This window comes from Mixta hanseatica (genome assembly GCF_023517775.1).
GTDB lineage: Bacteria > Pseudomonadota > Gammaproteobacteria > Enterobacterales > Enterobacteriaceae > Mixta > Mixta hanseatica.
The window spans coordinates 586,008-606,884 of sequence record NZ_CP082904.1 but is presented as its reverse complement, the minus strand read 5'-3'; the positions used below and the strand labels follow the sequence as shown (position 1 = coordinate 606,884).

Genomic DNA, 20,877 nt, shown 5'->3' with positions numbered 1-20,877 from the left:
TCCCTTCTGCGCGCCCTGCCTGGCGGGGCGTGAAGTCTCCCTTCCCTAGTTCTGCGTAATCGTAAACGTCATCGCCGCCTGCACCGTGCCGGGCGTCACTTGCTTGCCAAGCGACATATAGGCCGCCAACAGCGGAATGGCGATCTGGCGTTCGCCGTCGTGGTGATAGCTGCGCGGCGTATCGAAATAGAGCGGGCTGCCGTCGCGATAGGTAATCTTAATCGCTACGCCGCTGGCCGCGCCGGGCGCGCTATCAATCGGCACCATGCCCGGCTCCGGCGATGGCGTGCTGCTGGCGGAGGAAAAAGAGACGTTCACCGGCAGATCGCCCTGACACAGCAGTTCAATATCAAACGCCGTGGGTGCCACGCTGCTGCCGTAGCCGCTAAAGGCGCTGCGGCTGATGGCGCCCAGCTGCACCGTCTGGCTGGGCGTTTTGGCATAGCAGCTTTTTATCCGCACCTCGCCGGAGACCACCTGTAGGCTTAGCACATTGGTCAGGTTGCCACTGCTGTCCGGCAGCGAGAAACGCGCCACCTCACCGCCGGGAAAGCTGCCGGGCGTGATATCGCCGGTGCGGTAAAACATCAGCTGGATATCAGAACCGGGCACCGGGGCATCGCCTGTCGGCGTCAGCGTGGCGGTCTGCGGTACAAAGCGATCGGAGAAGTGATAGTCGGTGATTTTTACCCCTACGCCCGGTACGCCGGTATCATAGACTCCCGGCATTGTCGTGCTCGGCCGGCTCCATCCGCCGGCCATGCTGGAGTGATACGGAACGCTGCCGTCGCAGCGCTGCGCCATCCATCCCGCCACGCTGATGATCTTACTATCCAGCAGGCTGCCCGGCGGCAGGTTAGGATCGACAAACAAATCAGACAGCGCAATCCGCTGCGTTTTGGGCGCGCCGATATCGCAGCTCGCCGCCCAACCGCTGATAGCGGTTATTGCGCCCGCGAGAACCACCAGCGCGTTCGTTAGCTTAGTCATATCATTTTCCTCTTCGCGCCGTTTACTGGCAGGTGGCCTGTAGCTGCGTCACGATATCGTTGCGTGCCGCTGGCAGAGTAAAATCAGCGCGGCACTGGCTGTCGGCGCGGCTGCTCCAGCTCGCCTGCAGCGTTACCTGCTCCGCCAGTCCGCTTAGCCATACCTCGCCGTTATCACCCACGATGCTGCTGTAATCCCCCTGCTCATCGGCCAGCGTCACCGTTGCGCCAAAGGGTACCGGCAGGCCGTTACGCCGGAGCAAAGTGATCAACGCGCGCTGGCCGACTCTGCCGCTGAAATCTGCGCGCGCCACCGCGCCGCGTGTCGGCACTACCTGCTGGCTGATCTGCTGCAGCTCCACCGTATCCGACAGTGACAGCGGATCGAGCATAATCTCGCTGACGCGATAAGCGCGCAGCCAGGGCACTAGCGTATAGCCGCGAAAGTCGGTGCTGACGCCGGTCTGGTTAAGTACGGATGCATCGGCGATGCCCGGCGCTTTGACCAGCGCTACCGTCTCGCCCAGCGGCTGACTAAGGGTAATGCCATCCCGATGCGCCACCAGCGCGCCGCTCAGGCCATAGCTCAGGCGACGGGTATGACGATCCCACGCGTAGCCCGCATCCGCTTCGCCGTAACCGCCGCGATAATCGATCTCAGCGCTGCCGCCGCTGCCTTCGTTGCGGCTGGTGTAGCCCTGGCGCAGGCTCCAGCTGAGGTTATTATCGGTCAGCGCGGTGCCGCTCAGCCCGGCCGAGTGGCTGGTGCTGCCGTGGCGGGCGCTGTTCATCTGATAGCTGGCCCAGGCATGGCCCGTCCAGCGGTTGAGCGGCACGCTAAGCGATAACGCCAGCACCTGATCCTCGCGTGCGCTTTTATCGCGCCAGGCAGGTTTAAAGATGTTGCGGTTATAGCTATAGTTCAGGCTGACGCTGATGCCCTGCCAGCTGTTGTTGTAGCCGAGGTTCAGGGAGCGCGTCTGATGTTGATCGTCCCAGTACTGTTCATGAATCGCGCTGAGCGTGAGCGCCCCCGCCTGCCGCCACAGGTTCTGCGTCAACGTTAGCTCGGCGCGCTGGCGTCTTTGCTCCCACTGCCACAGGCGATCGCGCGCGTGGCTCTCCAGCACATCGTTCAGGCTGTAAAAGCCGCTGGTGGCATAGCGATAGCCCGCCAGCGCCACGCTGGTGCCGATGTTAATAAAGTTTTTGCCGTAACGCAGCCGCCAGGCGTGCCCCCGGGAACGCTGCTGATGAGCAGGCTGGCTATACGCCAGCGTGGCATCCAGCGAGAGCGCGCCCAGCGCGCCAAGGTTTTTACCGATGCCCGCCACCAGCGAGCGATAGTTCTCCGCCTGCTGCGTGCCGCCATACAGGGTAAACGCCTGCGGCAGGCCGATAATGCCGGTCGCCTGGAAAAAGAGGTCGCCGTCGTGGCGGTTGCCGTAGCCACGATATTCGCCGCCGGTGAGGCTGTATTTGATATGTCCTTCACGCTGTAATACCGGAACCGAGGCGAACGGCACTACCAGCTGTTGTTCGCTGCCGTCCGCTTCATTAATGGTTACGGTAAGATCGCCGCTGCCGCCGGTAGGATAGATATCCGCAATCGTGAAGGCGCCGGGCGCCACGTAGGTCTGATAGATAATCTGGCCGTTCTGATACACGTTCACCTGCGCATGGCTGCGGGCAATGCCGCGCACCACCGGCGCATAGCCTTGCAGGCTGTCCGGCAGCATATCCTCATCCGATGCCAGCTGTATGCCGCGAAAGTTAATGCTGTCATACATATCGCTGGGTGAGCTGCTTTCGCCCAGCGTCAGCTGCGCCTGCAGCGGCACGATCTCGCGCTGCGCATAAGTATACAGGTTGTTCCAGTCGCCCTGACGCTGTCGGCTGCGCGACCAGGTGCTGTAGTTGCGCACCCGCCACGGCCCGATGTTGATGCCGGGGCGCAGGCTTAAAAACTGGTTATCGTCGTTCTGGCGATGCGCCTCCAGCGCCTTGCTGTGTGCGCCGCTGAAGCGATAGTTAAGCAGCAGCGCGTTGATGCCGTTATCCCATCGCTCCGGCGGCACTGTCTCACGCGCCTGATACTGCAATGCCGCCTGCGGTATGCTTAGCAGCAGGCGCTGGGCATTCATATCCAGCCGCGCGGCGGCATCGTTGATCTGGCTTAAATCGGCGCAGTCATCGCTCTGCTGCAGTTCAGGATAGCGCGCAACGTTCACACCGTAGCGCGCCAGATCCTCTACGCTCAGGCAAGGCATGAGATCCTCGCCGTCCTGACGAAAGGTAACGTCGCGCGTCTCCTGCGGCTGCTGATTCAGCAGGATCTCAACCCGATAGGTGCCGGGCAACAGCGAGCTGTGTTCAAAAGCGGAGAGATCGACCGCTTCATTATTCAGTCCGTGGCGCTCCAGCAGCGCGGGATTAAAGGTGACGGCATAGCCGTGGTGTACCTGTATAACCGCCGTGATAAGGCACAGCAATAATAAGTGGCGTACTTTTCCCTCCGCCATAGGCTTTTCCTTAATGGTAAAATCGCGTTTTTACTGGCCTTGTGTTGAATAAGTCGCCGTAAAAGGTGGGGTAATCGCGCCGTAATCATTGATCAGGCGCCAGCTTACTTTTCCTGAGCGCGCCAGTTGAGGTAAGGCATACTCTTTAACGGCAAACGGCGCGACCCACTGCGCATCCGCAATCGCTTTGCCATTAACCTCTATTGAATGAAAATTCATGTAATAAGGCGTTGGGTTGGATACCTGCAGTTTCCCCGACAGCCAGCGCCAGCGAAGTTGGTTCATCTCAGCCAGGGAAACGGTTTTTTGCAGGCCGGCAGGGCGCCAGATCAATTTAATCTGCGTTTTGATCGCAATCTGTAAGATATTCTCTTCATCTGCCGCATTCGGGATCGATTTGATATTGGCCCAGAACAGGCTTTCGCGATCCGGCGGTAACGGCGCGCCGGTATAGATCAGGCGTAAAACGTTTTTTTGCTGGCCGTCCAGGCGGAAAAGCGGCGGCGAGAAGATAAAGGGCGCTTTATTATTATCCGGACTTTCAACCCACGACTGAATTAACCAGATGCTGTCATCCGGATTGGTGACGCTAATCGTGGTCTCTTTTTTCGCGCCGTGGAAAATAATGCGCGTGCCGCCGACAATAACGCCCGCTGTTGCCGTGCTATTCACCAGCATTAACATTAATAGCAGGCTAAACATCCTTTTATACATTCCGGCTTTCCCTGCAGAAAGCAATGGGCCACGATCTGGCCCATTGCAGGATGGATTAATTATAATTCATGGTAAAAGTGGCGACGGCATTCGCCGGGCCCGGCGAGACGGTGGCGGCCGTAGCGATATAGCTGGCATAAAACTTCAGGTTGTTAGCCACCTTCTCTTGCAACTCATAGGGATTCGAGGCGGTAAACAGCGGCAGCTTGGTCATGTTCTGATCGTAAATCTGAATGCCGACGCCTTCCGCAGCGCCCGCGCCGCCTGCATTGAGCGCCAGTACATCCTGATCGCCATCATAGGTCGGACCATCAAACTTCACGCGCGCATTAACCGCAGGACAATCGGTCAGGGTCAGCGTAAATTGGGTGGTTGAAGCCACAGAACCTTTGCCGGTAAAGCTGCTTTTATTCACCGATCCCATCGGTACTATCAGGCTATTACCATTGTCGCCCAGTGAAACCACACAGGTATTATCAATAATTTCACCATTGAAATTCACCGTTCCGTCGTAGGCCAGCGTAGAAGCCGAGGCAAACAGCAGCGCCATGCCTAATGAGATTTTATTAAGACGTTTCATAGATATCCTTATGAGCTAATTTAAATGTGACCGACCTGAATGTCCGGGATGGGCATTCGTTCTTTATTCCCCGGTGCAGTCATGAAAGAAAATAATTCCCATACCGATAGCTAAAGAACTATCGACAGGCATCACGGAAATACAGAAAGACTGAGTTATAAAACATCATCCAGGTTATTAATTTGTTAGCTGACACCGCATCCGCTGTAGTCATATTAATTAAAGAATTAACGACAGCAGGTGAATTGCGCTGCAACAGCAAAACTACAAGAAAAACCGAAAATGAAAAGTGAAGAATGAATAATTCAGGAAAGCGAAATGAAAGTTCACAATATAAGAAAACAACAGGTCGACACCATGATGAACAAACAGTTAAACCTGATTAAAATCAAAAAATTAAACCAAAGTGAATAGGTAATTAAAAAATGAAAAGCTTGAATGATATGAAAAATAAGATTATGCATCCTTTTAATTCGCGCTCTCTTTGGTAAGAAGTTTGAATGAAAAACAGCGTTATGCTAGCTTCATTCTCTATTCGCCCGTTGCGTGTCTTCACTTATGGATTAGGTTACTGAGGGATTAACCATGTTCTACTGCATTAATAATAACGTTATCTTCGATCCATTAAAACATACTTTAACCTCAAGTAAATTCTATCCGGAAAAGGATACTAAGCTTAATCAGCCTACCAGCCGCTGTTTATCATTATTAATTGAGAGAAAGGGATGCGTTATTACTCAGGAGGATTTTATGAATGAAGTCTGGCGAAAACATGGTATGGAAGTGACAGTCAATACGCTTTATCAAAATATCTCTATTCTGCGCAAAACATTAAAACGTGTCGGTATTGATGAAAACATTATTATCACCGTACCGAAAAAAGGCATTACCCTTTCCGCGCAGGTTGAAAAGCTGTCGGACAAAACCTTTCTCCCCTCTTCACCGCCTTTACCCCTGACGCAGCAGGAAGAGAGTCTGTTAAACAGAAAAGGCAGTCTTAGCCAATTTCTGGTGCTGTGGCTGCTACTACTGGTGACGCTGTTTGCTTTATGGCTGGCGTTTAACTAGCAGGCACGATTTTCTTAACGCGCTACGCTATGCTGGTAGCATGCAGAAAATAAACGAACTTAAACGAGCCAAGCGCCTGGCGCTTTCACTGCTGCTGACCGCTGCAGCTACCTTTATCGCTACGCTGTTTATGCCGCCCTGGCCAGGAGTTAGCGCCCTGAAAGCGATAGCGGAAGCCGCTATGGTGGGGGCGCTGGCAGACTGGTTTGCCGTGGTGGCGCTGTTTCGGCGCGTGCCGGTGCCCTTTATCTCGCGGCATACGGCCATTATTCCCCGTAATAAAGATCGCATCGGCGAAAATCTGGGCCGCTTTGTGCAGGAAAAATTCCTTGATGCGGACTCGCTGCTGGCGCTGATCCGTCGGCACGATCCGGCGCAGCTGATCGGTAATTGGCTCAGCGCGCCGGATAATGCGCAACGGCTGGGCCAGCATCTGCTGCAGCTAATGCGCGGCTTCCTCGATCTGACTGACGATACGCGTATTCAGGGTTTTATCCGGCGCGCCGTGCATAAGGCGATCGATAAAGTTGACCTGACGCAGTCAAGCGCCTTGCTACTGGAAAGCCTGACCAAAAACAATCGCCATCAGGCGCTGCTGGATGCCGCCATTGAACAGCTGCTGCGCCTGATTAACCGGGAAAGCACGCGCGAGTTTATCGCCATGCAAATCGTGCGTTGGCTGAAGCGCGAGCATCCGATTAAAGCGAAAGTGCTGCCCACCGAATGGCTGGGCGAACACAGCGCCGAGCTGGTCTCCAGCGCGGTGAACTCTTTGCTGGATGATGTCAGTCAGGATCAGGGACATGAGCTGCGCATGGGCTTTAACCGCGCCGTCGAGAAGCTGATTATCCGACTGAAAAGCGATCCGGATATGGCGGAACGGGCGGAAACCATTAAAGGTTATCTGAAGGAAGATGAAGAGCTGAATCGCTATATCGGCGAGCTGTGGAGCGATTTACGCGAATGGCTAAAAGCGGATCTGAATGCAGAAGATTCTCGCGTACAGCAGCGTGTGGCGGAAGCGGGCTTATGGCTGGGCGAAACGCTGGTAAATGACAGTGCGCTGCGTAGTTCGCTGAATCAGCATATGGAACAGGCGGCTCGCACGGTTGCGCCCGATTTTGCCGCTTTCCTGACACGCCATATCAGCGACACGGTAAAAAGCTGGGATGCGCGTGAAATGTCGCAACAGATCGAGTTGAATATCGGTAAGGATTTACAGTTTATTCGTATCAACGGGACGTTGGTGGGAGGCTTTATTGGACTGCTGCTGTGGTTGATAACGCAGCTGCCCGCGCTGTGGCATATGCTCAGCGCGGGCCAGGGACAGTAATTACTTCTTCAGGCCGGTCAGGCGATCTTTTTCCAGATCGCTGTCGGTCGCGGTGAGGTTATCTTTCTCCAGGCCGGTAGTGGTGCCGGTCAGATTATCTTTACCCACCCCGGTGGTGGTGCCGGTCAGGTTATCTTTTGCCAGGCCGGTTGCGCCGGTCTGTTCCACTTCCACTTCCTGACGACGCACGGTATCTTTCACCGTTTCGACACGCTCAGAGGTTTCGTTACGTACGCCCACCTCTTCTTTAATACGTGCGGTTTTGCTTACCGTCGGTACTTCGTGTGACTCTTCCACTTCGATAGTTTTATCGGACCAGTCGACGTCGCTCAGATAAGCGGGCTCGTCAACTGCGGTGCGGAATACGTCTGCATGCTGTTCAAACAGCGATACGTCTTCAGCCACTTCATCTTCTACGGTATAACGACGCAGACGTACTACGCCATCGCTTACCTGACGTTTGCCAATAGCGACTTCTTCTTCCGCCAGTTTCAGGGCTTCACGGTCATCGCTGCCGGTCAGCGCGGCGCCCGTGGTGCCGGCAATGCCGGTTGCCGCTGTGCCAGTCGCCCCGGTGCCGGTACCTGTCACTACGCCGCTGGTGCCGGTATCCGTTACGCCGCCAGTGTGGGCATCATTAACCAGGTCAGTGGCGCCGGTTTTACCTGCTGTGGTGCTTTTATCACCCAGCGTACCCGGTACACCTGAGGTCGGGTTGTTGTTGCCAGTGACGCCGCTGGCGCCGGCAGTAAAGCCTGCAGAAGTAGTACGACCGGTAAGATCGTTGGTTTCACCCAGGTGTTCACGATTGGCGCCGGTAGTGTCAGCAGTGCCAGAACGGTTATATGAAGCCGAGTAATCGGTTGAATATTGATCCAGCAACGCTTCAACGCGGTCTGCATCTTCTTTTGGTGCGCGTACGGTCAGCAGCACGCCGCCGCCCTGAATCGCTTTGTTATATTCGGTCGCGTAATCATCATCAACGTCATCGCCAAACAGGCGCTGCCAGAAGCTTGGATGACGGATCTCTTTACCTTCTACGCGTAATCTTTCACCTGAAATAATATCAATATGATTTTCCGCGATACCTTCGGCAATTAGTTTCTCTTTAGCCACTTCCGCCTGCTGTACCTGATTAAAAGCAGTTACGATTTTTTCGTGTGCCATATAATAGTCTCCTCGTGCTTAGGTTAACGGTTAAGTATCTTCCTTGTTGATCTCTATCTCCTGGCTACGCAAAGTCACTTTCTGCTGAAAATGTTCATTTTTTTTCAGCTTGTGAATATGAACTTCTTCTTTCAATACATAGTGCCGGATAATTTCTACCTGCTCTTCAATTACCGGGACAATTAACACATCGCCTTCCTGACGAACCTGCGGGAAATAGCCTTCTTTCACCGGTTCATTTTTTTCGACATGTTCTATCTCAACTTCTTCATGCCAGAGCTCCGCTTCTAACAGCTTCTCTGCCGTTGTGGTCGAGCGGCTAATACGGACGCGACGGTCGACCACGCGCTGCGTGCTAACCTCCGCCTGCTCTTCTGCCAGCGGAATGGCTTCATGCTGTTCCGTTACTGGTTGGCCCGGCGCAATTTTCTTCGTCATGACTCTTCCTCCGCAAATGGCGCCGTTTCAGAATCTGCAATCATTATCGAACGTTTCCGATAACTTACCGTAATAGTTATAAAGCATAGACCAAACGGGAGTTTATGTAATAATCCCCTGCTGCAAATTGTTAAGAAATATAAATTCCGTTGACAATGAATAAGTAAACGGCCCTGATTAATGCCGCTGCGCCCGACCTCGCGGCTTATTTGCTTTTTATGCCAGGCAGGAAAAATTAACCTCTTTAGCTAACCTGTTCTAATCAAACGCTATTTATCAAGTCTGAAGGCGTAATAGAAATTAATTCCGGGAATTACATTTATCGAACCAAGTCCGAAATAAATTACGCCCGATAAAATTCAGATATTTCGCAATGAATAGGATTTGCAAATATAAAAATCCATGATCTTAAATCAGCTTTATAAAAATAATGGGGTTATAAAGCATAAGAAAGCATAAGAAAGCATAAGAAAGCATAGAGAAGCAGGAAGCAGGAAGCAGGAAGCAGGAAGCAGGAAGCAGGAAGCAGGAAGCAGGAAGCAGGAAGCAGGAAGCAGCGTAAATCGGCGGGAACAGCCAGACAAGCAAAAGAAAGCGGCCTCTGGGCCGGTGCGGCAGTGACCTGCCGCACCCCGAAGCTTAGCGTCGCTTCATCAGCATCCAGACGCTGATCGCGAAGAAGGCGGCGCTGGGCAGCACCGCGCCCAGAATCGGTGGTAAGCCATAAACCAGGCTGAGCGGACCAAAAATCTGATCCAGCACGTAGAACAGAAAGCCGAAGCTAATACCGGTCACTACGCGCACGCCCATCGATACGCTACGTAGCGGACCAAAGATAAAAGACAGCGCCATCAACATCATTACCGCCACCGACAGCGGCTGGAAAATCTTGCCCCACATATTGAGCCGGTAGCGCCCCGATTCCTGGCCGCTCTGCATCAGATATTTAGAGTAGTTATACAGCCCGCGAATCGACAGCGCATCCGGGTCCAGCGCCACCACGCCCAGCTTGTCTGGCGTCAGGTTGGTTTTCCACTGGCCATTGATGCTCTGCTTGCCGGTAATCTGTTTAGCATCGGTCAGGTCAGATTCATCAACCTGCCCCAAATTCCAACGGCGGTTCTCTTTATCCCAGATGGCGGTAGCGGCATAGCGCACGCTCTGCAGCCGTCGCTGATCATTGAAGTTATAAATGCTGATGCCATCAAGTTCATTGTTGCCCTTGATGCGCTCTATATAGATAAAGCTATCGCCATCTTTTGCCCACAGGCCAGTATGGGTAGAGAGCAGTGAGCCGCCAAGCAGCTGCTGAGCACGGAAGTTGCGCGCCATCTGCTCGCCCTGCGGCGCCACAAACTCGCCAATCGCCATGGTTAACAGCACCAGCGGAATCGCGGTTTTCATGACCGACAGGGCGATCTGCAGACGGGTAAATCCGGACGCCTGCATCACCACCAGCTCACTGCGCTGCGCCAGCGTGCCCAGGCCCAGCAGCGCGCCGAGCAACGCCGCCATCGGGAAGAAAATCTCAATATCCTTCGGCACGCTAAGTAAGGTGTAATAGCCCGCATCCAGCGCGGTATAGGCGCCCTGCCCGGTTTTACGCAGCTGATCGACGAACTTAATAATGCCGGAAAGCGATACCAGCATAAAAAGCGTCATCATAATGGTGTTAAAGATAGTTTTACCGATATAGCGGTCTAATACGCCAAACATCAGAATGAGCCTCCACGCGTAAAGCGGGCGCGCAGACGCCGCATCGGCACCGTATCCCACACGTTCAGAACAATCGCCAACGCCAGATAGCTCAGGTTAACCACCCACATCCAGATCGCCGGATCAAGTCGTCCTTTGGCGCCGTTTGATTTCAGCGAGCTCTGCAACAAGAAGAAGATTAAATAGAGCAGCATCGCCGGCAGCATCGACAGTACGCGGCCCTGACGCGGATTGACCACGCTCAGCGGCACCACCATCAATGCCATCGCCAACACGGCGAAGATCAGGGTTAACCGCCAGTGCAGCTCAGAGCGGAACTCCGGCGACGCATTACCGAACAGATCCTTAAACTCTGCCTGTTCGGCATCGTTCGGATCGAGCGTGGCGGTTTTGTAGCCGACAATCGCCTGATAGTTAGTGAAGTCGGTGATACGGAAATCACGCAGCAGCGCGGTACCCTCAAAGCGGGTACCTTTATCCAGCGTCACCACCTGCGAGCCGTCCGGACGCTGCTCCATATGGCCGCTGTCCGCCATCACTACCGACGGACGCGCATTGCCTTTCGGACGCAGCTGCGCCAGGAAAACGTGACCGAACTGATTGCCCTTCACATCTTCAATAAACAGAACGCTGTTGCCGTCGCTGGATTGCTGGAATTGCCCCGCCGCCAGCGCCGCAGCGCCGGGGTTAGCTTTCGCATTCTGCGTCACTTCGCTTTGATAGCGCGATGACCAGGGGCCAAGCCAGATGACGTTAACCGCCGCCACCGCCGCCGTGAGCAGCATCAGCGCCATCGCCGCCTTGACCAGCACCGCCTTGCTTAAGCCGCAGGCGTGCATCACGGTAATCTCGCTTTCGGTGTACAGCCGTCCCAGCGTCATCAAAATAGCCAGGAACAGACTGAGCGGCAGTATAAGCTGCGCCATTTCCGGCACGCCGAGCCCTAACAGAGTGAGTACTAAGTTTGTCGGGATCTCACCATCCACGGCAGCGCCCAGGATCCTGACTAGCTTCTGACAGAAGAAGATCAACAGCAGGATAAAGAGAATTGCCAGCTGGCTTTTGAGCGTTTCCCGAACCAGATATCTAATGATTATCACGCTTCGTATGCCTGTGAAAACTTGTCTTTTTGCTGGAAAATCGATAGTTTCAACGCTTATTCGCCATTTTTCATCATCAATGGCCGTTGTCATAGATCTATTGTATGACACAAGCGTTCAGGTGACGTAAAAAATAACAATGTCACTGAAACACAAACTGACGTCTCGGTTACTCAGAACGTCGTACGCAACGGCGTAAGCGTTACGAAGCGGTACATTCTAGCCGCAGCCAGCGCCGTTGTCTTTAAGATTCAGGAGAGTGCATGGAGTTCAGTGTAAAAAGCGGTAGCCCGGAGAAACAGCGTAGTGCCTGTATCGTCGTGGGCGTCTTCGAGCCGCGCCGTCTGTCGCCGATCGCCGAACAGCTGGATAAGATCAGCGACGGCTATATCAGCGCCCTGCTGCGCCGCGGCGAGCTGGAAGGTAAAGTGGGCCAAACGCTGCTGCTGCATCATGTGCCGAATATCCTTTCCGAGCGGATTTTGCTCATTGGCTGTGGAAAAGAACGTGAACTGGACGAGCGCCAGTATAAGCAGGTCATTCAAAAAACCATTAATACGCTGAATGATACTGGTTCAATGGAAGCGGTCTGCTTTTTGACTGAACTGCATGTTAAAGGGCGCAACACCTACTGGAAAGTACGCCAGGCGGTGGAAACGGCGAAAGAGACCCTCTACAGCTTCGATCAGTTGAAAAGCAATAAAGTCGAACCGCGTCGTCCGCTGCGTAAAATGGTGTTTAACGTCCCGACGCGTCGCGAACTGACCAGCGGCGAGCGCGCCATTCAGCACGGTTTAGCGATCGCCGCAGGCATTAAAGCGGCAAAAGATCTGGGCAATATGCCGCCGAACATCTGTAACGCGGCCTATCTGGCCTCTCAGGCGCGTCAGCTGGCGGACGCCTACAGCAAAAACATCACTACGCGCGTGATTGGCGAGCAGCAGATGAAAGAGCTGGGCATGAACGCCTATCTGGCGGTCGGCCAGGGTTCGCAAAATGAGTCGCTGATGTCAGTGATTGAATATAAAGGCAGCCCGGACCCGGAAAGCAAACCTATCGTGCTGGTGGGCAAAGGGCTGACCTTTGATTCCGGTGGTATTTCAATCAAACCTGCCGAAGGCATGGATGAGATGAAATATGATATGTGCGGCGCGGCTTCCGTGTATGGCGTTATGCGCATGGTAGCGGAGCTGAGCCTGCCGCTGAATGTGGTCGGCGTGCTGGCCGGCTGTGAAAACATGCCGGGCGGCCGCGCGTTCCGTCCGGGCGACGTGCTGACCACCATGTCCGGCCAGACGGTAGAAGTACTGAATACCGATGCCGAAGGCCGTCTGGTGCTGTGCGACGCGCTGACCTACGTTGAGCGTTTCGATCCGGAAGTGGTGATTGACGTGGCTACGCTGACCGGCGCCTGCGTGATTGCGCTCGGCCATCATATCAGCGGCCTGCTGTCGAACCACAATCCGCTGGCGCACGAGCTGATCGGCGCGTCTGAGCAGGCGGGCGACCGCGCCTGGCGTCTGCCGATGGCGGATGAGTATCAGGAGCAGCTGGAATCCAATTTCGCTGATATGGCGAATATCGGCGGTCGCCCGGGCGGCGCGATTACCGCAGCCTGCTTCCTGGCCCGCTTTGCGCGCAAATATAACTGGGCGCACCTGGATATCGCCGGCACCGCCTGGCGCTCCGGTAAAGCCAAAGGCGCCACCGGCCGTCCGGTTGCCCTGCTGTCGCAGTTCCTGTTGAACCGCGCCGGGCTGAACGGCGACGATTAAGCCCTTCGCCAGACGAAAAATCCCTGGCTTAATCCCAGGGATTTTTTTTGCCTGACGGCCCGCCATCGATCTCGAAAAAAGCTTAAAGCTACATCTTGCCCTGACAGCTTATCTTTAATATCGCCCGGTCGGCACCGTTTAGCGCATTAGCGACCATACAGCTTCCGTTTCCGCCTTTCATCATTAACAGGGTGACCTGTAGCTGTAAAAGACTGGCTCTCCTGTCGGTAAGAATAATATCGCCATTTTTTAAAATAAGATTGGTGACGCTGCTTTGCGCGGTGATTTTTATGTAGCCGTGACAATTAATATCAAACGCATTCTGGCTTCTTTTCTGGTCCAGCGAAATCATTCTAATATCCCAGCGCTCACCATGATCATCTTCCCACCAGGGAATGCTTTCACATATATCGACGAATATGCCCTGATGCAGAAATGCGGAAACCGAATCGATATAGTGATTCAACCATAACAGGGAAGCATTGCCGTTTATGATCTGATGAAAATTAGCGAGGCTACGTTCCAGATTGCCCGGCGCACTGACAGGCCTTCCCTCAATGTAATATTCCATCCTTGGCAAATCTTTCTGCATTGCTTCAAGCATTTTACCCCTGCTGAAGCTTGAGGTGTTACTGACGATATTATGATTAACCACCCGTAGAAAATGCTTATTAAATTCAGCGTTAAGCAACGCGGTAAGCGTTTTATCGCCCTGATATAACAACGGGCCAGCCTGTTGCGTATGGCTGCCTGACGTGGATGGTGTAGCGCCGTTTTTTTTCCAGCGTGAGAACATAGCGGTAAATCCCTTTATCTTACGGTGCCGATTCCAATCGCCACACGCTAATAACATTACAGAAGAATTCATTAAAATCAGAGTAATATGGTTCAATATCATTAGCCTTTTAACCATTAACACACTGATTTATTGATCTATTTTTAGCAAGCGGCACTGTATCATTCAGCGTATAACACAGCAAGCCAGCGTCCTGTCTGGCCGTTGTGATATTTTCTTTTTTCTCTGCCTACCGGGATAATGCCAGGCGCAGGGTTCCCGACGCACTCCCGCCGGGAACAGGCAAATTCCGACAGAGTTATGGTAAAGTGCTTTTCTTCCCGCCGCCGGGCGCGGAAGGGGAATTTTCTGTCACGCATAAAGAATCCAGACCATGAAAAACGCAACGTTCTATCTTCTGGAGCAGGTTCCGGGCCAAGGCGCCGCAGCGGATGGTCTGAGCGCCATTGAGCGGCTTACCTGCGACCTTGCTGCCGAACACTGGCGTAAAGGCCAGCGAATTTTGATCGCCTGTGAGGATGAACAGCAGGCGATTCGCCTGGATGAGGCGCTGTGGCAGCGCCCCGCCAACGCCTTCGTCCCGCATAATCTGGCCGGAGAAGGCCCGAAATATGGCGCGCCGGTCGAGCTGGCCTGGCCGCAGCGGCGGGGCAATGCGCCGCGCGATCTGCTGATCAGCCTGCTGCCGCAGTTTGCAGATTTTGCCACCGCTTTCCATGAAGTGATAGACTTTGTCCCGAGCGAAGAATCTTTGAAACAGCAGGCGCGTGAACGCTATAAAGCCTATCGCAGCGTCGGCTTCCACTTGAATACGGCAACCCCGCCACAGCCGCAAACGACATAGCAGAAATGGAAAAGACATATAATCCGCAAGAGATCGAACAGCCGCTTTACGAGCATTGGGAAAAGCAGGGCTACTTTAAACCGAATGGCGATACCAGCCAGGAAAGCTTCTGCATCATGATCCCGCCGCCGAACGTTACCGGTAGCTTGCATATGGGTCATGCCTTCCAACAAACCATTATGGATACTATGGTGCGTTATCAGCGCATGCAGGGCAAAAATACCCTGTGGCAGGTCGGTACCGACCATGCGGGTATCGCCACGCAGATGGTTGTAGAGCGCAAAATTGCCGCTGAAGAGGGAAAAACACGTCAGGATTATGGCCGCGATGCCTTTATCGACAAGGTGTGGCAGTGGAAAGCAGAATCTGGCGGCACCATCACCAATCAGATGCGCCGTCTGGGTAACTCCGTAGACTGGGAGCGTGAGCGCTTCACTATGGATGAAGGCCTTTCGAATGCGGTGAAAGAGGTGTTTGTTCGCCTGTATAAAGAGAACCTGATTTACCGTGGCAAACGCCTGGTCAACTGGGATCCGAAGCTGCGCACCGCGATCTCCGATCTGGAAGTGGAAAACCGTGAAACCAAAGGTTCCATGTGGCATATCCGCTATCCGCTGGCGGACGGCGCTAAAACCGCTGACGGTAAAGATTACCTGGTGGTCGCTACGACTCGTCCGGAAACCCTGCTGGGCGATACCGGCGTGGCGGTTAACCCATCCGATCCGCGTTATAAAGATTTGATCGGCAAATATGTCGTGCTGCCGCTGGTGGATCGTCGCATCCCAATTGTGGGCGATGAACATGCCGATATGGAAAAAGGCACCGGCTGCGTGAAGATCACCCCGGCGCACGATTTCAACGACTATGAAGTTGGCCGTCGTCATAAGCTGCCGATGATCAACATTCTGACCTTTGATGGCGATATCCGCGAGAGCGCTCAGGTTTACGATACCAACGGTGAAGAAACTGACGTGTACGGCACTGCCCTGCCGCAGCAGTTCCAGAATCTGGAACGTTTCGCCGCGCGTAAAGCGATCGTCGCCGCCGTTGACGCGCTGGGCCTGCTGGAAGAGGTCAAAGCGCACGACCTGACCGTACCTTACGGCGATCGTGGCGGTGTGGTTATCGAGCCGATGCTGACCGATCAGTGGTACGTCCGTACCGCGCCGCTGGCGAAAGTGGCGGTGGAAGCGGTAGAGAACGGCGATATCCAGTTTGTGCCGAAGCAGTACGAAAACATGTACTTCTCCTGGATGCGCGATATTCAGGACTGGTGTATTTCGCGCCAGCTGTGGTGGGGTCACCGTATTCCTGCCTGGTATGATGCGCAGGGCAACGTCTACGTTGGCCGCAATGAAGATGAAGTGCGTGCGGAAAATCAGCTTGATGAAGCCGTTGAGCTGCATCAGGACGATGATGTGCTGGATACCTGGTTCTCTTCCGGCCTGTGGACCTTCTCTACCCTTGGCTGGCCGGAGAATACCGAAGCGCTGCGTACCTTCCATCCGACCAGCGTACTGGTCAGCGGCTTCGATATCATTTTCTTCTGGATTGCGCGCATGATCATGCTGACCATGCACTTTATGAAGGATGAAAACGGTAAGCCGCAGGTGCCGTTTAAAACCGTCTATATGACCGGTTTGATCCGCGATGAAGAAGGCCAGAAGATGTCGAAATCGAAAGGTAACGTCATCGATCCGCTGGACATGGTGGACGGCATTTCTTTGGAAGCGCTGCTGGAAAAACGTACCGGCAACATGATGCAGCCGCAGCTGGCGGAAAAAATCCGCAAGCGCACCGAGAAACAGTTCCCGAACGGCATCGAGCCGGCGGGCACCGATGCACTGCGCTTTACGCTGGCGGCACTGGCCTCGACCGGTCGCGATATCAACTGGGATATGAAGCGTCTGGAAGGCTACCGCAACTTCTGTAATAAGCTGTGGAACGCCAGCCGCTTTGTGCTGATGAACACCGAAGAGAAAGACTGCGGACAGAACGGCGGCGAAATGGTGCTGTCGCTGGCCGATCGCTGGATTCTGGCGGAGTTCAACAACACGGTGAAAGCCTGGCGTGAAGCGCTGGACAGCTATCGCTTCGATATCGCCGCGAACATCCTGTATGAATTCACCTGGAACCAGTTCTGCGACTGGTATCTGGAGCTGACCAAACCAGTGATGCATAACGGTTCAGAAGCGGAGCTGCGCGGTACGCGTCATACGCTGGTTACCGTGCTGGAGGCGCTGCTGCGCCTGGCGCATCCGATCATTCCGTTTATCACCGAAACCATCTGGCAGCGCGTAAAAGCGCTGAAAGGCATCAGCGACGATACCATCATGCTGCAGCCTTTCCCGATCTATGACGCGCTTCAGGCGGACGATGCGGCGCTGGCCGATACGGAATGGCTGAAGCAGGCGATTGTGGCGGTGCGTAATATCCGTGCCGAGATGAATATCTCTCCGGGTAAACCGCTGGAACTGCTGCTGCGCGGCGCCAGCGCCGACGCTCAGCGTCGCGTTAGCGAAAACCGTAACTTCCTGCAGGCGATGGCGCGTTTAAGCGACATTACCGTGCTGGCGCAGGGTGACAAAGGCCCGCTTTCCGTCACCAAGCTGGTGGATGGCGCTGAGCTGCTGATCCCGATGGCCGGTCTGGTTGATAAGGAAGCGGAGCTGGATCGTCTGGCGAAAGAGCTGGCGAAGCTGGAAGCCGAGATGGAAAAAATCAACGCTCGCCTTTCCAACGAATCTTTCGTTGCCCGTGCGCCGGAAGCGGTGGTGGCGAAAGAGCGCGATCGTATGGCTGAACTGGAACAGGGTAAAGCCAAGCTGATCGAACAGCAGGGCGTTATCGCCGCGCTGTAATCGGCCAACGTGCTAAAACAACCGTGGCAGGGCAACCTGACCACGGTTGTTTTATGCTATCGCTTATCGACATTGCATCAGCTGGCAAGCGGTGCTATTACACTCTTTTTCCTTTTCTTAAGCTGAGTCAGACGTATGAATATCGCTCCAGACACTTCGCTACGCGTTCGCCCTATTTGTGCAGCAGATAATCCGCATATTGCGCAGGTCATTCGTACCGTATCCGCGGAGTTCGGCCTGACCGCTGATAAAGGCTATACCGTTTCCGATCCTAATCTGGACCGACTGTTTGAACTATACAGCGAGGCCAGGAGCGCCTACTGGGTGATTGAGCTGGAAGGTAATATTGTTGGCGGCGGCGGCATCGCGCCGTTGCAGTGCAGCGCGCCGGATATTTGCGAACTGCAAAAGATGTATTTTCTGCCACAGCTGCGCGGCCGGGGCATGGCGTACCGTTTGGCGCTGCAGGCGCTGGATTTCGCCCGCGAACAGGGCTTTAAGCGTTGTTATCTGGAAACCACCGCCAGCCTGACGCAGGCGATTCGTCTGTATGAAAAGCTGGGTTTTCAGCATATTGACGGGCCGCTCGGCTGCACCGGCCATGACGACTGCGAAGTCAGGATGTTAAAGGCGCTGTAAGCGCCTTTTTACTGTGTCTTTATAATATTCCCTTGATGATTTACCTTGAATTCTAACCGGTACTTTTTTTGATTGAGGATATAAATTAATGTGTAGCTTCCATCCTTTTCCAAACTGCTAACAACACACGTATCCGGGTAAAATCGCTGTATGTTATCTTCTGTTGAAATTGGTTTTTTATACTGATTAACAGAAGAGCTTAACAGATAGTAAGATAATATTTCACCTGGTTGTGCATTAATGCAAATTGAGTTTAAAGTAATCGCGGCATTGCCAGGTAAATTGAATTGTAATTTATCACCCGATCCGCACGAGACTAACATGAGTAAGAAAAGCAATATAATTTTTTTCATATCGGAAAGCCAACTAATATTTTCCTGTATTTTTCAACAAGATTGTTATAGTCCTCATCACGATCATAGTCCTGGTATTTAATAATATAGGGGTAATTGTTAAATCCGTGCCATGTAAGCAACCAGTAATCAGCAACGATCGAGGCTTGCTGTTCCATTGAGTAATCGTCCAATCGTTTTTTGTTCAACCTGTAATTATAATCAGCTGCCCATGAGAACAGGCCACGCATTATAACATTCATCCCCTTTTGTTTTTGCCAGACATGCATCATTTCATGCATAAAAAGGTGTTGTAGATCGACAGAGCTATAAGCATAATCATCCAGGTATACATTAGTTTCGAACCATATCTCACCTGTTGGCGTCATTGCCGTATTGTTTTCTTGCATGCCAAAAGGCAGAAAACTTCCGTGGTGTATCCAGACCTTATTATATTGAATTGACTGACCATACAATTGTTGTGATAAGTTAATTTCGCCTGGCGTCATTAAGCGTAAACCACCTCTTTTCATCCCCAATCAGGCCTCCTTGCTTACGGTTCATAAATCATACTCTCGTTTTCAAGGTAGTTGTCAATAAAAAAGTGAACTCTCTATAACCTATTAAACCCAGATTTACCACGATTCTTATGCATCTCAAATAAAATGAGTTGTCATTATTAAAATATTTATAATTGCATTGCGTTAATTATTAGCTAAGATAGCTGTAATTTTTACAGAAACGATAAAAATAATATCTGGATGCTTTTATTTAATTGTATTAACGACCTCATTATTGACGCATGAATAATGCTTTGATAAAAAACACACAAGGAGAACGTAGTACATTAGGGAATGAACAATATGGACACGACAGAAGAGTTAAATGGAACCTATTTTTATCATGAATTAGTGAACATCTCTGCCGGAGAACTTTTTTCTGCATCCTTATAGATAACATTAATGAACAATTCGGTATAGAAGATCTTATTGCAGTCAGTTGTGTCATTTTTGGCTTGCCGTTGCTAAAAACAAGAGTTAAGCCTGGCGCGGCAACTAAAGGCACATCTATTGCCTCACGGGCTTCTCGTCGATATTTGGATGTACATCTTCCCTTTAGATTATCTACATTAACTAATAAGAGCATTCAGTTACTTAAGCCAATGTGGGTCAATAATCTCGGCGCTTTCGTCGGACGTACCATCCCCGTAGTAGGATAGACCTTGCTGGCAAGCGATTTTGCTAAGATTATATTTAAAACGGTAGCAAACTATAATCGGATTGCGCGAGGTGATGATAAAATATGGTAACGGATGAAGCGGTTTTGTCGTTCTTTAGAGAACAGCTTCCTGTACTGGGGTTATTGCCCATGCAAAGTAATATGCTGAGCATCGATGATATTCTTCAGGAATATACCGAACCAGAAGATTTACTGCCGGCAATAAGAAAATATGAACAAGTCTTCGGCGTGGATATCTCATCAATGAATATCGACAACTACTATCCCTGGAAAGTCAGTTGGTTTTTCCGCAGATGGTTTATGAAAAAACCGATAGAACAAACCAGCCACCCCCTTACGGTCAGGATGTTTGCTGAATCTGCAAAAGCAGGTCGATGGCTATATTATTGAATAATTAATAAGAGTTTAATTCACAATGCTTGTGCGTACTTGACCAGTTACGCAATATAGCTATAGAGTCGAAAAATGTTCGCCTTAACGTTATTTTATAGCAGCTTCTGCTTTTTCAATATCGCTTATCTCTCTTATTTCAAAGAAGAACAATATATCGATGGCGATGAAATCAAAACACTATGCGATGCTTACAAAACATTTGTTGTTGATGATATTCGCTCATTCACCGCTCCGTTAACGCTTCTGCTCATCGCGCCACTACTCTGGCTTTGCTGGCGTAAAAGCAACGTACGCTTTATTTACCGCTGTTCACCCTGCTGTTAATCGCTTTTTGGTACTGGCGTTTTTTTGGACGGTTGCATGGCTGTTAA

The 20,877-nt window shown here is 52.4% G+C and carries 19 protein-coding genes and 1 pseudogene; 9 read left to right on the top strand and 11 right to left on the bottom strand.

Features of this window, described 5'->3' with window-relative positions:
- Positions 1-45: 45 nt before the first annotated feature.
- The 4 genes from K6958_RS02880 to K6958_RS02865 are packed head-to-tail and all read right to left on the bottom strand — an operon-like array spanning position 46 to position 4,805.
- Positions 46-990, bottom strand: a complete 945-nt coding sequence (locus tag K6958_RS02880) for a fimbrial protein (RefSeq protein WP_249893247.1) — start codon at positions 988-990, stop codon at positions 46-48.
- A gap of 22 nt (positions 991-1,012) precedes the next feature.
- Positions 1,013-3,511: a fimbria/pilus outer membrane usher protein gene (locus K6958_RS02875; protein ID WP_249893246.1), complete on the bottom strand. Its 2,499-nt coding sequence runs from the start codon at positions 3,509-3,511 to the stop codon at positions 1,013-1,015.
- Between the two features lie 30 nt (positions 3,512-3,541).
- Entirely contained in the window at positions 3,542-4,225 is a 684-nt protein-coding gene (locus tag K6958_RS02870) for a fimbrial biogenesis chaperone (protein ID WP_249893245.1), read from the bottom strand.
- Between the two features lie 55 nt (positions 4,226-4,280).
- Positions 4,281-4,805, bottom strand: a complete 525-nt coding sequence (locus K6958_RS02865) for a fimbrial protein (protein WP_249893244.1) — start codon at positions 4,803-4,805, stop codon at positions 4,281-4,283.
- Positions 4,806-5,390: 585 nt separating this feature from the next.
- On the opposite strand from K6958_RS02865, the gene K6958_RS02860 reads away from it, so the two are divergent.
- Positions 5,391-5,873: a winged helix-turn-helix domain-containing protein gene (locus tag K6958_RS02860; protein ID WP_249893243.1), complete on the top strand. Its 483-nt coding sequence runs from the start codon at positions 5,391-5,393 to the stop codon at positions 5,871-5,873.
- 40 nt (positions 5,874-5,913) lie between these two features.
- Entirely contained in the window at positions 5,914-7,206 is a 1,293-nt protein-coding gene (locus tag K6958_RS02855) for a DUF445 domain-containing protein (RefSeq protein WP_249893242.1), read from the top strand.
- Here K6958_RS02855 and K6958_RS02850 read toward each other — a convergent pair whose 3' ends face one another.
- The 4 genes from K6958_RS02850 to lptF form a co-directional block, all read right to left on the bottom strand.
- The gene (locus tag K6958_RS02850; RefSeq protein WP_249893241.1) at positions 7,207-8,373 is read right to left on the bottom strand and encodes a YsnF/AvaK domain-containing protein; all 1,167 of its coding nucleotides are present in this window, start codon (positions 8,371-8,373) and stop codon (positions 7,207-7,209) included.
- A 30-nt stretch (positions 8,374-8,403) separates the two neighbouring features.
- Complete coding sequence (locus K6958_RS02845; RefSeq protein ID WP_249893240.1) at positions 8,404-8,811, bottom strand: DUF2382 domain-containing protein; 408 nt, start codon at positions 8,809-8,811, stop codon at positions 8,404-8,406.
- Between the two features lie 639 nt (positions 8,812-9,450).
- On the bottom strand, positions 9,451-10,533 hold the full coding sequence (gene lptG / locus K6958_RS02840) for an LPS export ABC transporter permease LptG (RefSeq protein ID WP_249894580.1): 1,083 nt from the start codon (positions 10,531-10,533) through the stop codon (positions 9,451-9,453).
- Positions 10,527-11,627 carry an LPS export ABC transporter permease LptF gene (lptF, locus tag K6958_RS02835; protein WP_249893239.1) on the bottom strand — a complete coding sequence of 367 codons (1,101 nt, stop codon included), beginning with the start codon at positions 11,625-11,627 and terminating at the stop codon, positions 10,527-10,529. The genes lptG and lptF overlap by 7 nt, the downstream gene beginning before the upstream one ends.
- Positions 11,628-11,890: 263 nt before the next feature.
- Here lptF and pepA point away from each other — a divergent pair, with 263 nt between their 5' ends.
- Positions 11,891-13,402: a leucyl aminopeptidase gene (pepA, locus tag K6958_RS02830; RefSeq protein WP_249893238.1), complete on the top strand. Its 1,512-nt coding sequence runs from the start codon at positions 11,891-11,893 to the stop codon at positions 13,400-13,402.
- Positions 13,403-13,490: 88 nt separating this feature from the next.
- On the opposite strand, the gene K6958_RS02825 is transcribed toward pepA, so the two are convergent.
- Positions 13,491-14,321, bottom strand: a complete 831-nt coding sequence (locus K6958_RS02825) for a hypothetical protein (RefSeq protein ID WP_249893237.1) — start codon at positions 14,319-14,321, stop codon at positions 13,491-13,493.
- 250 nt (positions 14,322-14,571) lie between these two features.
- Between K6958_RS02825 and K6958_RS02820 the strand changes: the two genes are divergently transcribed.
- The 3 genes from K6958_RS02820 (at position 14,572) to K6958_RS02810 (ending at position 18,542) form a co-directional block, all read left to right on the top strand.
- Positions 14,572-15,042 (top strand): DNA polymerase III subunit chi, encoded by a 471-nt coding sequence (locus tag K6958_RS02820; protein ID WP_249893236.1) that lies wholly within the window; start codon positions 14,572-14,574, stop codon positions 15,040-15,042.
- A gap of 5 nt (positions 15,043-15,047) precedes the next feature.
- The gene (locus K6958_RS02815) at positions 15,048-17,903 is read left to right on the top strand and encodes a valine--tRNA ligase (protein ID WP_249893235.1); all 2,856 of its coding nucleotides are present in this window, start codon (positions 15,048-15,050) and stop codon (positions 17,901-17,903) included.
- A 135-nt stretch (positions 17,904-18,038) separates the two neighbouring features.
- Positions 18,039-18,542, top strand: a complete 504-nt coding sequence (locus tag K6958_RS02810) for a GNAT family N-acetyltransferase (protein ID WP_249893234.1) — start codon at positions 18,039-18,041, stop codon at positions 18,540-18,542.
- A gap of 8 nt (positions 18,543-18,550) precedes the next feature.
- Here the strand turns inward: K6958_RS02810 and K6958_RS21195 are convergent, their stop codons facing one another.
- A complete protein-coding gene (locus tag K6958_RS21195) occupies positions 18,551-18,865 on the bottom strand; it encodes a putative T6SS immunity periplasmic lipoprotein (RefSeq protein WP_350355810.1) in 315 nt (104 codons plus the stop codon).
- A gap of 26 nt (positions 18,866-18,891) precedes the next feature.
- Positions 18,892-19,407, bottom strand: a complete 516-nt coding sequence (locus K6958_RS02805) for a type IV secretion protein Rhs (protein WP_249893233.1) — start codon at positions 19,405-19,407, stop codon at positions 18,892-18,894.
- A gap of 330 nt (positions 19,408-19,737) precedes the next feature.
- Between K6958_RS02805 and K6958_RS02800 the strand changes: the two are divergent.
- The 3 genes and pseudogenes from K6958_RS02800 (at position 19,738) to K6958_RS21190 (ending at position 20,830) form a co-directional block, all read left to right on the top strand.
- Positions 19,738-20,183 (top strand): annotated as a pseudogene (locus tag K6958_RS02800) (STM2901 family protein).
- Entirely contained in the window at positions 20,177-20,503 is a 327-nt protein-coding gene (locus tag K6958_RS02795) for a DUF1493 family protein (protein ID WP_249893232.1), read from the top strand. Before K6958_RS02800 ends, K6958_RS02795 begins: the two are co-directional and overlap by 7 nt.
- 75 nt (positions 20,504-20,578) lie before the next feature.
- Positions 20,579-20,830, top strand: coding sequence for a DUF2645 family protein (locus K6958_RS21190; protein WP_350355800.1), 252 nt, complete (start codon positions 20,579-20,581; stop codon positions 20,828-20,830).
- The last annotated feature ends 47 nt before the right edge of the window (positions 20,831-20,877 follow it).